At 60.8% G+C, this 12,958-nt stretch carries 10 protein-coding genes; 3 read left to right on the top strand and 7 right to left on the bottom strand.

Translation table 11 applies throughout. The features are described from left to right. Positions 1-22: 22 nt before the first annotated feature. Positions 23-4,810: a hypothetical protein gene (locus V5E99_RS02480; protein WP_499800659.1), complete on the bottom strand. Its 4,788-nt coding sequence runs from the start codon at positions 4,808-4,810 to the stop codon at positions 23-25. 231 nt (positions 4,811-5,041) lie between these two features. Between V5E99_RS02480 and V5E99_RS02475 the strand changes: the two genes are divergently transcribed. Continuing rightward, positions 5,042-6,073 carry an Ldh family oxidoreductase gene (locus V5E99_RS02475; RefSeq protein WP_499800657.1) on the top strand — a complete coding sequence of 344 codons (1,032 nt, stop codon included), beginning with the start codon at positions 5,042-5,044 and terminating at the stop codon, positions 6,071-6,073. Between the two features lie 120 nt (positions 6,074-6,193). Here the strand turns inward: V5E99_RS02475 and V5E99_RS02470 are convergent, their stop codons facing one another. After that, positions 6,194-6,511 carry an ElaB/YgaM/YqjD family protein gene (locus V5E99_RS02470; protein WP_499800655.1) on the bottom strand — a complete coding sequence of 106 codons (318 nt, stop codon included), beginning with the start codon at positions 6,509-6,511 and terminating at the stop codon, positions 6,194-6,196. Positions 6,512-6,675: 164 nt separating this feature from the next. On the opposite strand from V5E99_RS02470, the gene V5E99_RS02465 reads away from it, so the two are divergent. Beyond that, positions 6,676-6,927 carry a hypothetical protein gene (locus tag V5E99_RS02465; RefSeq protein WP_010460650.1) on the top strand — a complete coding sequence of 84 codons (252 nt, stop codon included), beginning with the start codon at positions 6,676-6,678 and terminating at the stop codon, positions 6,925-6,927. Positions 6,928-6,933: 6 nt separating this feature from the next. Here the strand turns inward: V5E99_RS02465 and V5E99_RS02460 are convergent, their stop codons facing one another. Further along, positions 6,934-7,842 (bottom strand): LysR family transcriptional regulator, encoded by a 909-nt coding sequence (locus tag V5E99_RS02460; RefSeq protein WP_499800653.1) that lies wholly within the window; start codon positions 7,840-7,842, stop codon positions 6,934-6,936. A gap of 85 nt (positions 7,843-7,927) precedes the next feature. Between V5E99_RS02460 and V5E99_RS02455 the strand changes: the two genes are divergently transcribed. Further along, entirely contained in the window at positions 7,928-8,851 is a 924-nt protein-coding gene (locus tag V5E99_RS02455; protein ID WP_499800651.1) for a carbon-nitrogen hydrolase family protein, read from the top strand. A gap of 119 nt (positions 8,852-8,970) precedes the next feature. Here V5E99_RS02455 and V5E99_RS02450 read toward each other — a convergent pair whose 3' ends face one another. From V5E99_RS02450 to V5E99_RS02435, 4 genes are all read right to left on the bottom strand, one after another. Then, the gene (locus V5E99_RS02450) at positions 8,971-9,522 is read right to left on the bottom strand and encodes a GNAT family N-acetyltransferase (protein ID WP_499800649.1); all 552 of its coding nucleotides are present in this window, start codon (positions 9,520-9,522) and stop codon (positions 8,971-8,973) included. 52 nt (positions 9,523-9,574) lie between these two features. Then, entirely contained in the window at positions 9,575-10,048 is a 474-nt protein-coding gene (locus V5E99_RS02445; protein ID WP_499800648.1) for an LEA/WHy family protein, read from the bottom strand. A 127-nt stretch (positions 10,049-10,175) separates the two neighbouring features. Further along, positions 10,176-11,255, bottom strand: a complete 1,080-nt coding sequence (locus V5E99_RS02440) for a nucleoside hydrolase (protein WP_499800647.1) — start codon at positions 11,253-11,255, stop codon at positions 10,176-10,178. 165 nt (positions 11,256-11,420) lie between these two features. Beyond that, positions 11,421-12,731 (bottom strand): MFS transporter, encoded by a 1,311-nt coding sequence (locus tag V5E99_RS02435; RefSeq protein ID WP_499800646.1) that lies wholly within the window; start codon positions 12,729-12,731, stop codon positions 11,421-11,423. Between the last annotated feature and the right edge of the window lie 227 nt (positions 12,732-12,958).

Genomic DNA, 12,958 nt, shown 5'->3' with positions numbered 1-12,958 from the left:
TACAGTGCCCTGATGCCTTGTTTCATGGCGTGCTGGTGTAGAGCTTGCGCCCCAGATGGCTGATCAGCCAGGCCACCGAGTCGGCATTACCCAGTTGTACCGCCAGCCGGACCATTGGATCGCTCTTGAAGGATTTGCGGGCGTCGTTCAAGGTCGTTTGACCGCTTAACTCCAGTACTTTGGCGTGTGCGCGGTCACTGTTCTCGAAAGACGTAGCCCCCAGATCCTCCCAAACCCCGCTGTCCGTATTGAAAATCGCGAAGAGCTCGTTCAGGGGCGATAGCCTCGACAGCGACGTGCGCTGAATTTGATTCAGTGTTTCTTTTAGCGTTATGGCGCGGCTATTGGTGGTTTCGATCAAATCGGCAAACGGCCGGGGCGAGTCCAGGTAGGCAATGTCCTCGGTCTTGCAAAGCAGGTGTGACAGCTCATGGATCAACGCTGTTGCACGGGCATGAACGTTGACGGGAAAAGACGGGTCTGTCAGGTAGTTGAGGTAGTAATCGAACTTGGGCAGAAAGAACTTCTCCGCCAGATAAAGCCTCTTCTGCTGGTCCGAAGGGATTGCAAAAGCAAAGATATTTTCCGGATCGTCTTTCGTTCTGCCGACGACAAAACGGCTGGATTTGGCTTGGCGCAGCGTCGGGTCCAGCAGTCCTCCCAGGAGCGGCTGGACCACTTTTTCGATCATCGTTATATGCCCTGGCAGCACCGTGGGCACATCGAGAAAATCCTTGATGAGTTGATGAATGGGTGTCGTTTGCGCCACCACAGTCTTTAACCATTGAAGATTGCGAAAGCTGTTCCAGGCGTAGGTGGTCGAAAGGTCGAGCGCCTCATCGATCAGCCGCGCCCTGACGGGGAAGAGCTGACGGATTTCCGGCATCCCGCTGGCTTCGACATTCATTCCATGATTCAAGGTGTTCCAGGTCTTGAACCGCTTGAGAAGGCTGTAGCGAGGCGTCTGCGTTTGCGCCTCAAACCCCCATTTTTTCAACGCGTCTTGCCGGACATAGGGCCCGTCCACATTGTGACTGCGGACAATCCAGCGACTGCCACGCTTCTTGAGCGGGTACACCTTGCCCTCAATCGGCGCGTAGTGCTGTTTGCTGGTCGATTGGGTGTAGAGCCCCAGTCTGGCGTCCAGCGTCAGTGAGCCCAAATCCACCTCGGTACTTTCGTGACGCTGCAATCGTGTGCGTTCCGGGGCCGTGCTGTCGATACGCTGCCATTGAGTGGCGGTGTCGTCGGCGGACGCCGCCGGTTCGCGACGTTCCATCGAACTGCGCAACATCGCCAACTGCGTCATGCCACTGATGAACGCCCTTAGCGCACGACCCCACTTATGCGCCTGCAGATCTTCGGCTGAGGTCTTGATGTCGCGGTAACTGCGCCACACGGTGATCGGATAGGCGAGTTTGCCGGACATGAAGGTAAACGCCTGATCAAGGTCTTCGCCCAACACCCGTTTCAGGGTCGCCCATTCGCTTTGCCGACTGCTGTCCGCCTGGCAGCCGAGCAGTCGGGTCAGCAGTTGAGCGTTATCGTTGAACAGCTGTTTGAACAACGGGCCTTTGAGGGCGTGCGATGCAAGGCTGGGGGTGGCGCCCAAGCGGGTCCGGCACCGGACTTGATCAACCGCCGCCAGCCCATCCAGCACCCAGCGCTGCAAGGCGCCGGCGGCTTTCAATTCGGCCAGCACTGCGTTTTCGTTTTCGTACTCTTTGATCCCGTGTTCCGGGCTGTAGGGGGCCAGCAGGATCTGCGGCCCGGCGGCGTCCTTTTTCGGTCCGATCAGATAGACCCCCGGCACGTTGATGGCCGCCTCACCTTTGGCGCCCAGCAGCCCAAGCGCACGGATGACGGCATTGCTACCGCCCACCGCGTCACGGGCGATGGCATCCGGCATGTCGATGACTTGCCGAATCAGATCAAACCCGGTTTCGCTCAAGCGCTCCTGGAGCTTCTCCGAATGGGCGTAGTGCAGCAGTTGCCAAGGCAATTGTGCGGTGAAGCGCTTTTTACGGGTTGACGCATCAGCGTGCTGCTCGGCGAACGCCAAGTTCAATTCCGTGCGTTGATGTTCACCGAGTTTGAGATCCCGTATCAGGCTGCGGACATAGCTTTCATCCATCCCGGCAGGCAGCTTCGAGGCAGTGAGCGACACGGGTTTGAACTTGAGGTTGTCCAGCTCATGCAGGTGAATCAGGGCAAACTCGGTCAAGGTTTGCGTTCGAGTGGCTGACATCGCGCGGGTGCTGATCTGTATCTCTACATGATCCGGATCAACCGTGAATGTGTCGGCGGCGAGTTGTGTCTGGAGTGCCTGATGAGCCGTGCGCCGCAGGCTGCGAATGCCGCTGAGGTAGTCCTTGTCGTCGGGCGCGTGATTCAGGTACTGCGCCAGCAGTTCGGTATGCAGGATCTGATCTTCCAGGGAGGCATTGCTCAGCCATGCCGGGAGCTTTTGCCGGGTGATCAGCGACTGGGCAATTGCCGTCGCCCGCGCCAATCCGGTCATTGGCTTGTCCAGTGCCAGCAGGCTGAGCAAGTCGGCACGTTCGGTCGTGGGCAGGGCCGAGGCCAGCGCATGTTCGACCGACGTTTTAGCCAGCTTCACATGGGGTTTTTGCAGTTCATCAAGAAAGTGCCCTTCAATCAGTTGCAGTGGCGCCAGGGTGAAGGCCTGACCGGGGTGTCGTTCGCTACGGTCGAGGTTTTCCAGGATCGCCAGGCGTTCGGTGTCACTGGCCAGGCGTCTGCCCAGTTCCGTGAGCAAAGGTGTCAGCGAGGCGAACGCTTCAAAACCGAGGGCCGGGGTCCACAGAATGGTTTTGCCAGAATGTTGCGGGTCCAGGCCGCCGCGCTCGCTCAAGACAAAACAACTGGCCAGGTGCAGCAGATCGGTCGAAGTGGCGGTTTTCAGTGCCAGGGAAAACACGTCCGGCAGAAAACCATTCAAGGCGCCGCGTTTGAGCCGCTCGGGCGTGTCGAGCACTGTCTGCACAATGGACTGCTCGACGGCGCCCAGTGTCCGCGCGATGGTTCGCAGCTTGAGCTCGCTGCGCAACGCCGTCGACAGCGTGTGGGCAAACTTGGGTTTGAGCAGCGCCAGCGAGGCGCGCACGCTGTCTTCGGCCTGCACCAGCGTCGTGGTCGCAGCGTCAATGGCCGGGTGTTTTTCCAGTTGTTGCTCCAGTGCGTGATCGACGCTGGCCAGCAGTGCCAACTGTTGTTTGGCCGAGTCCGCACGCACCGTGGCCGGTTGCGCGCTCCAGCGCTGGTCCGCACGGGTACTCCAGCGTCCGTTGGCCTCTATGCTGCGCAGGCGCTGATCGATCAAGCCCCGCACATCCAGCGCGTTATCGAGTAGCGCGTGAGGTTCCAGGGTCCCTGCGCTTTCACGGTAGCGGCTCAGGGCGTAACCGAGGTTGCTCAACTGCTTGGCGCGAATATCCGCCATCAATTGCGCAAACACCGGGCCGGCGATCGCCTCGCCGGTGATCAGCCGTTCGTGGGGTTCCAGCAAGATAAACTGGCCGCGTTCTTCATGGGCCAGAACGTTGAGCAGGTTATCGTCGTGGCCCTCGCTGTTCGTCATGGCCTGCAACGTATTCTTGATGCCTGCCAGGTTGCCATTGGTCTCTATGCCGCGAGCCTGGCGGTACAGGAACGTCGCTGTATCGGAGATGCCAATCATCAGTATGGCGGCGAGTGCCATGGGCGGACGTAAGGGCGGCATGACGAGGACTTTGTCGATTCGCACCGTGTAACCCGTGGCGGGCGCGTCGGCTGTGCCGGCCAGGTTGACGTTCATCAGTTGCAGGTACTCCTCGGTGGTCAGAACGCCTTGTTGGCGCTTGAGCAGGAGCTCCACGCAATAGCTGTCTTGCAGGTTTTGCGCAAAAAAGTCCGCCCGCGACTGCCCGCTGTTCATCGGGCTGTTCCAGAAGGTTTCGAGTTGGCTGCGCAGGTGTGGGGTAAAGCTCTGGGCGATCTCCTTGGTGGCGCTTTCCCAGGCCTGGTGATCGGCATCGCTGCTGGTTCCGTGCGCGGGGTTTTTGAAGACCCGCAAGTCAGCCTCCGGCCACTGATTGGTCAGGTAGTAATGCAAGACGGCCTCGCTCAACGACAGTGAGGACAGCCTGGGTCGATTGTCGGCGCTGCCAATGCCGGGGCTGATGGGCGCGCCGAAACTGTCCAGCCGGGTGTGGCGCTGATCCAGCGTCGGGAAGTGCCTGGCCAGGGTCATTTTCAGCGAGTCGTCAATCATTGTGCGCAGCGAGGGCGTCTTCAGCAGTTCGCCGAGCATGGCCGTGAGGTTGTGCTGTTGATTGGCCACGATGATCGTTTCCTGATCCTGAAGCACCGCGCCGTCGATCGGCTCTGTGGTCAGGGTCAGCGTCCCCGCCGCGAGCACTGTCCTGCGCTGCTCGATGGACAGATAACGCAGCAACTCACGCTTGCCGGCGGCGGCGTCCAGCCATTGCAGGACCTTGGCCTTGAGGTCGGCCATGTCGGCAAACTTGATCAAGCCCTTCCACGGGGTGTAGAGCGTGACCTCGCCATCGTCGGGCCGGCTCATGGCGAAGGCTCCCGCGAGGGCGATGGTCGGGGTCAGCATCAATCGGTCAACCTGCATTCCGGGGACATGAGCCCCACGGGCGGCCTGGGTGGGGAGGTAAACCGCCTTCAGCCATTTGAGGTCAGCAGTCGTAAAGCCCAGCGCTTTTTCACGCTCGCCAGGCTGCTTGGCATTGGAAGCCAGGGAGGCTTCGTCAAAAAAATACGGGAGCGGGGTAGCCGTCATGGTTTTTCCTCGGAGTGCTGCTACGGGCGGGACCGCAGGCAGTTGGCTTGAAGAAAAACAGTAGGGCCGGCATCGAGTCTCGGTGCGGTACATATTGCTTGAACCGAACATTCTTTCGAGGCTTGACAGGACGCCTCTAAAACAGCGCTTAATCGGCGATATTTTTGTGGGTTGCCGAGCAGCCCCGTTTCAGCCTGTTGCCCGAACTCAATAATAAAACTGGAGCCTCAGATGACCGCAACACCCGTCAGTTCGAACGCGCAAACCATCGATTTCGATTCACTCGTCCAGTTGCTCGAGCATGTTTTTGTACGCCATGGCACCTCGGCCGAGGTCGCCCACACACTGGCTCTCAACTGTGCCGGCGCCGAGCGCGACGGCGCCCACAGCCACGGCGTGTTCCGCATTCCGGGTTACGTATCGACGCTGAAAAGCGGCTGGGTCAATGGTCAGGCCGTGCCGGTGGTGGAAGACGTGGCCTCGGGGTTTGTCCGGGTCGATGCGGGCAATGGGTTCGCCCAACCGGCACTGGCCGCCGCTCGTGCCTTGCTGGTGGAAAAAGCCCGTAGCGCCGGGATTGCGGTGTTGGCGATTCGCAACTCCCATCACTTCGCCGCGCTCTGGCCGGATGTTGAGCCTTTTGCTTATGAAGGCCTGGTGGCCCTGAGCGTGGTCAACAGCATGACCTGCGTGGTGCCCCACGGTGCCGATCGTCCGCTGTTCGGCACCAACCCGATTGCGTTTGCCGCGCCGAGGGCGGATGGCGATCCGATTGTCTTCGACCTGGCCACCAGCGCCATTGCCCATGGCGATGTGCAGATCGCCGCGCGCAAGGGCGAGCGCTTGCCGGCCGGCATGGGCGTGGACAGCCTCGGTCAGCCGACCCAGGACCCCAAAGCGATCCTTGAAGGCGGCGCTTTGCTGCCCTTCGGCGGGCACAAAGGGTCGGCGCTGTCGATGATGGTGGAGCTGCTGGCGGCGGCGTTGACCGGTGGCAATTTCTCGTTCGAATTCGATTGGTCGAACCACCCGGGGGCCAAGACCCCATGGACCGGGCAACTGCTGATCGTGATCGATCCGAGCAAAGCCGCCGGCCAGAACTTCGCCGAGCGCAGCCAGGAACTGGTGCGGCAGATGCATGGAGTAGGGCTCAAGCGCTTGCCGGGGGATCGGCGTCACCATCAGCGCGCCAGGTCTGGCGCTGAAGGTATTTCGTTGGAGGCTGACGTGCTGGCGAATCTGCGGGAGCTGGCGGGGCTGTAAGCTGGTTTTTAACGGTGGGAGCGGGCTTGCTCGCGAAGGCGGTGTGTCATTCAACATTGATGCTGAATGACACACCGCCTTCGCGAGCAAGCCCGCTCCCACAGGGAGGGTGGTGTGCGGTTAGCGACGACCGAGCAGCAACCCGACCACCAGGCCGAAACCGGCGGAAATGGCCACGGTTTGCCATGGATGACCGCCGATGTAGTTTTCGGTGGCGTCCACCGCAGGCTTGGTCCGGTCACGCACGCTGGTGACTGATTCCAGCGCCTGTTGCAGTTTCTGGGCGACTTGCCCACGCAGGCTGTCGGCTTCTTCACCGACCAGCGAGGCGCTGCTTTTCAGCAGTTTGTCCGATTCTTCGATCAGCGCCTGAAGTTCACTGAATGCCTGATCCTTGATTTGGTCTGCGGCGGCTTGTACGGCGGTTTTGCGGGCCATTGAGTAACTCCTTGCTGATAAATGTACAGTGAACAATGGAGTCTTGAGGGATTGAAAAAGTTGCAGCTATTTTGCGTGCAGGCTCAATCCTTCGGAAAAATCCAGGGTCGGCGATTTCCTCCTACAGTGTAAGATGTCGCCTATTTACGCCGCAGGTATTTCCCATGAGCTTCAATCTGGCCGACAAACCCCTTGCCGAGCGCGCTGCGCTTGAAGACGAAAAATCCCGTCTGTTCGACCTCTGGCAAAGCAACCTGGGCAAGTCCAAGGGCGAAGCTGCGCGGTTGTTCGGTGAGCGGGCCAAGCGCAAAGGCAAATGGGCCGAATGGGTTCGCGCGGAACTCGACGCCATGTCGCCGCCCGAATTCGCCAACATGGTGCGCAGTGAAGTGAATCGCCTGATGGCCGCCAAGTAACGGGTTTCACGCAAAAATCGCGACAATCGCTTCGCGCACCTTCAGCACCACCGGATCAAGCTGCGTGCTGGTGCGCCAGCCCAGTTCGATCGGGTAACGCGGCAACGCCAAAGGGCAGGGCAGCAGCGCCAAGCCACTGAGCGCCGCGATGCTTTGCGCGGCGTGGGCCGGAATGGTCGCCACTGCCCGGCTGCCCTTGAGCAGGTGCGGCAACGCGGCAAAATGCGTGGTCGAGGCGCAGACCCGCCGACTTAGCCCCAGCGCCGCCAACCCCTCATCGGTGATCCCGATAAAACCGCCGGACGACACCAGAATGTGTTCCCGCGCCACGAACTCGTCGAGGCTGAGGGTCTGTTGCCCGTCGGCCAGGCTGAGCGGGTCCACCAGGCACAGATAACCCCCTTCACCGAGCACCTGACGACTGAGCAAACGCTCGGCAAAGCCGCCAGCGGTGATTGCCAGGTCGATGCTGCGCTCCAGCAATGCATGGCCGACGATCTGGCTGTGGGTCTGGCGGAAGATCAGCCGCAGTTTCGGCGCCCGACGGGCGATTTCCTCAATCAACTGGCGCCCGTAGGCGATCTCAAAGTCATCCGACAAACCCACGGCCACCGAACGGCCATCGTAGTGATGGGCCGACGGATCAACCATCGCCAGGCTTTGCCGGCATTTGTTCAGGGCGTCGCTGACCACCGGTTTCAATTGATTGGCCCGCAGGGTTGGTGCCAGGCCTCGGCCGGTGCGCACGAACAATTGATCGCCGTACACCTCGCGCAATCGGCGCAACGCCGCGCTGACCGCCGATTGCGTCACCCCCAGGCGCAACGCCGCACGGCTGGCACTGGACTCTTCGTGCAGGGCTTCAAAGACTTTGAGCAGGTTGAGGTCAATGTTGGCGATATTCATTGGGTTCATATCATTCAGCAGTGAATGGGGCTTTATTCATGATCTGGCGACGGCCGAGAATGAGCAACACCTCATTGCCCACGGAGTTACCGCGATGCCCAAGTCAATCGTTGCCGCCCTGCAAATCGGCGCCTTGCCCGGTGGCAAGGGCGACACCCTGGAACAGATCCTTTCCTGGGAAAACGCCATCGTCGAATCCGGCGCGGCGCTGGTGGTGATGCCCGAAGCGCTGCTGGGCGGCTACCCCAAAGGCGAGGCGTTCGGCACACAACTGGGTTACCGCTTGCCGGAGGGCCGTGAAGCGTTCGCCCGCTATTTCGCCAACGCCATCGACGTGCCGGGCGCTGAAACCGAAGCCTTGGCCGGGCTATCTGCGCGTACCGGGGCCAATCTGGTGATTGGCGTGATCGAACGCGCAGGCAGCACCTTGCATTGCACCGCGCTGTACTTTGATCCGCAGGCCGGACTGGTCGCCAAGCACCGCAAACTGATGCCGACCGGCACCGAACGGCTGATCTGGGGCAAGGGCGATGGCTCGACCTTACCGGTGATCGACAGCCAGGTCGGCAGGCTCGCGGCGGTGGTGTGCTGGGAAAACATGATGCCGCTGCTGCGCACTGCGATGTACGCCAAAGGTGTGGAGGTCTGGTGCGCGCCGACGGTGGACGAACGGGAGATGTGGCAGGTCAGCATGCGTCACATCGCCCATGAGGGTCGCTGCTTTGTGGTCAGTGCCTGCCAGGTGCAGGACTCGCCCGAGGCCTTGGGCGTGGAGATCGCCAACTGGCCGGCGGATCGGCCGTTGATTGCCGGCGGCAGCGTGATCGTCGGGCCGATGGGCGACTTACTGGCCGGGCCGCTGCGGGGCGGACCCGGTTTGCTGACGGCGCAAATCGACACCGACGAATTGATCCGCGCCCGTTACGACTTCGACGTGGTCGGGCACTACGCGCGCCCGGATATATTCGAGTTGAGCGTCGATGAACGGGCCAAACCCGGCGTGCGCTTCACCGCCTAACCCCCTAACCCCCTAACCCCCTACCCCCCGTAGGAGCTGCCGAAGGCTGCGATCTTTTGATCTTGTTTTTAAAGATCAAAGTCAAAAGATCGCAGCCTTCGGCAGCTCCTACGGGGATGTCATTTGCCTGATAGTTGCAGCCATTCTTCGCGGGTGATTTCCCAGATGTCTCGCGGGAAGCGTCCGCTGACGAAGTTGTCTTCGTCGCTGCGGATCAAACGCATGCCGCCGCGCTCCGAGAGTTTGCGCGAGCCAATATTGGGCGCGGCTTTCGGCACACGCATCAGCGGTCGGCCCAGGGTCTGGAACCAGTATTCGGTGACGGCCGCACTGACTTCGGTCATTAAGCCCCGGCCCTGCCAGTCTGGCGCGAGCCAGAATCCGCGGTTGTTATCCGGTTGGTCCATCAGGCTGACATTGCCGATCAGTTGCTCCGGTGCCGACTTCAGGCGTATCGACCAGTGCCACTCTTCGCCCCGGGCAATCGCCGGCAGGGCGATATCGCGCAGGTAGCTGAGCGCGCCGTCGGCCGGATACGGCCAGGGCACCAAGGCATTGAGGTAGCGCACCACGTCCCAATGGGGGAATTGTTGCTGGATGGCGTCGGCGTCCGCCAGTTCCAGCGGGCGCAGGATCAGGCGTTCGGTGTAGAGCGTGGGTGTGGCGTCCATGGGTTCTGGCTTCCTTGTGAATCTGTACTCAACGATAACGCGGCGGGCCAATTTACCAGGTCGCCGCACTCGACCCCGGGAAGCTGAGCTTGCCGGTATCGACAAAACGCATCGTGCCGAACAACCCGCCGGCCAGTTTGCCCCGCAGCACGTAGGGCAGGTTGTCGAGGGTTTGGGTCTGGCTCAGGCCCAGGGTCTGGCGCAATACCGAAAACGCCGAGACGCTCACCGGCACCGTCAGCACGGTTTCGGAAAATCGCGGGATGGTCCCGGTTTGATCGCTGACGCCGGACGCCAATGGCCGGCCGTTGACTTCCAGGTCCAGCGCCACGCCGTTGTAGTCGATCGGGGTTTCGTTGGGGTTTTGCACGCGAATCTTCACGGCGAAACGCACTTCCAGGTCCTGGCTTTGCAGCGGCTCGATGCCGACCACGTTGATGTTCAGCGGGTCGCGATTGGGGAACAGCGCGCAGGCGCTCAGGGAGAGCAACAGCAGGGAAAGGGACAGGGCAAGAAGTCTGCGCATGGAGGGGCTCTCGACAGAAAAAGGGACTGAGCCGCCAGTGAACAATCACTGGCGGCTCACCTGTGCGACCACGCTCACTGTGAGGGGTTCGCCGCAGGCTGTCACTTGTTCATGATTGTCGGCGGCGTCAGTTGCCCTTGATTGGTGTCGGTAAGGTCACCAGGTTCACGTAGCCATCCCAGAATTTTTTCTGATCGATGGCGAACACCACTTTGGCTTTTTGCGTGCCCACTGGCGGACTTTTCTTGTAGCCCAGCGCCCGGCCGTAATCGGCGCCGAACTGGGCGTCCACATCGACCCACAACTCCCGGGACTCGGTGACGATGTCCGGTTGCACCAGAAACAACGCGGGCAGGCTGTCCCAGGTGAAACTGTGATACGCCGGGTCCTTGTCGAACAGTGGGCCGAATTCGTGTTTGTACAGATCGGCAATCGGCCCTGGTTGCGCGATGACCCGTTTGTACACCGAGGCATCAAAGGTGACTTTCTCGCAGACATCGTTGGGGAATATCACGTGCTCAATGGGCGAGCGCAGGACGATCTTCGCCGCCTCGGGATCGAACCACCAATTGAACTCGGCAGCCGGGGTGGTGTTGCCCGGTATCTCCAGGGCACCGCCCATGTACACGATGCGTTTGATCAGCGGCACGATGTCCGGCGCGGAACGGATCGCCAGCGCAATGTTGGTCAGTGGCCCGACGGCCAGCAGCGTCACTTCATGGGGATTGGCGCGCACACTGTCGACGATGAACTGGGCAGCGGTTTCCTTGCGCAGTTTCGTGTGGGTGGCCAAGCCATCCGGCGGCGCGACCAGTTGCGCGGCGGCCGTCGGACGCGGCGCCTTGAACGCCCCCGGCCAACCGGCGCCGAACAAGGCTTTTTCCTGCTCATAGGAAGCGAAGTCATGCAGCAGCGGATACGCCGCGCCGGAATACACGCCGACCTGTTTTTCCACGCCCATGCGTTCCACGGCTTTGAGCGCATCGACCTGTTCCTGGTCGACCCAGGCGTTGCCGCTGACCAGGGTCATGCCGAGCAGGTCGATGCGTTTTTGCGCGTGAAGCTGGGCGAGCATGATGAAGGCCTGGCCGTCATCGTTGAGGACGTTGAAATCGGTGTCGAAGATGACTTTTTCCGCCGCTTGCAGAGAACCGGCGCACAGGCCGGCGGCGACGAGCAGGGCACAGCGTTTGATCAAACCTTGCATGGATACTCACCTGATCATTTGTATTGGATGACTGCCACATTCCCCGTAGGAGCTGCCGCAGGCTGCGATCTTTTGATCTTGCTTTTTTCAAGATCAAGATCAAAAGATCGCAGCCTGCGGCAGCTCCTACAGAGGCACCGTGCGTTACATGGCAGGGGCGCAGTTTTAGCGGTTTACCAGTTTGGCTGGCAAGGCGATCACCAGGAAGCTGCTGAGAATCAGGCAGCCGGCAAAGAACCACAGCGCTCCGGCACTGCTGCCGGTCACGTCAATCGCCACGCCCATCAACGAGTTGCTGACCAGCCCCGCGATGTTTGCCAGGGAGCACGCCAAAGCAAACCCGGTCGCCGCCGCCGTGCCTTTGAGGAAGGTCGCCGGCAGGCTGAAGAATACCGGCACCGCGCCGATGATCGCCGCCGAGGCGATGGCAAACAGCGCCACGGTCGCCACCACGTTGTGCACGAAGAACGGCGCTGTGGCCATGGCCGCCGAGCCGACCAGGAACGGCACGATGATGTGCCAGCGGCGTTCGCGGTGTTTGTCCGAACTGGCGCCGATCAGCAGCATACCCAGCAGCGCGGCGACGCTTGGCAGCGCAGTCAGAATGCCGATGTGGAAGGTGTCGACGATCCCGGCGTTACGAATGAACGTCGGCATCCAGAACCCCATGGCATAGGCGCTGAGCAGGATCGAGAAATCGATGCCGCCGAGCATCCAGACTTTCAGGTTGAAAAAACCGTCGCGGAAGCTGTGCTTGCTGTCACCGGCACTGGCTTCGTCGGCGCGCAGTTCCTGTTCCAGCAGGGTTTTCTCGTCGTTGTTGAGCCACTTCGCTTGTTGGTAGCTGTTGGGCAGCGCCCAGAAGGTCAGCACGCCAAGCAACACGCTGGGTACCGCTTCGATCAGGAACAGCCATTGCCAGCCGTGCAGGCCACCAAAATTGTCGAAATGGCTCATGACCCAACCGGACAGCGGCCCGCCAATCACGCTGGACAGCGGCAAACCGATCATGAACAGGGCAATGATGCGGCCCCGTCGATAGGTCGGGAACCAGGTGGTCAGGTAATACAAAACGCCCGGCAGGAAGCCTGCTTCAGCGGCGCCGAGCAGGAAACGCAGGATGTAGAACTGGGTCGTGGAGGTGACCAGCATGGTGCAGGCCGAGAGCAGGCCCCAGGTGATCATGATCCGGGCGATCCAGATCTTCGCGCCGACTTTTTCCAGTACCAGGTTGCTTGGTACTTCAAACAGGATGTAGCCGACAAAGAACAGCCCGGCGCCGAGGCCGAACGCGGTTTCGCTGAAGTGCAGTTGGTCAAGCATCTGCAATTTGGCGAAGCCGATGTTGATCCGGTCGAGGTACGCGGCCAGGTAGCAAAAGCACAGGAACGGAATCAGTTTCCAGGTGATCTTGTGGTAAAGCGCTTGAATCGGGTCGGCGACCGTGGTCGCAGGTGCTGCGTTCGCAATGGGCATTGGGTGTCTCCTGGCGGTGACTTATGGTTTTTATACAGCCGCTTTTTCCAGCGCTCTGGCGCGCTGCAAAAGCGACGTCCAAAGGCAGTGTCAGAAGACTGAGGTCGCACACCCTGTGTAGGAGCGAAGCTTGCTCGCGATGACGTCAGTGACATCGCCATCGCGGGCAAGCCATGCTCCTGCAACAGATCACCGTAGGAGCGAAGCTTGCTCGCGATGACATCCTT

The sequence above is a fragment of the Janthinobacterium sp. LPB2021202312-11-4 genome, from assembly GCF_037049705.1.
GTDB lineage: Bacteria > Pseudomonadota > Gammaproteobacteria > Pseudomonadales > Pseudomonadaceae > Aquipseudomonas.
The sequence above is the reverse complement of the archived record's forward strand: the minus strand, read 5'-3'. Positions and strand labels throughout refer to the sequence as shown.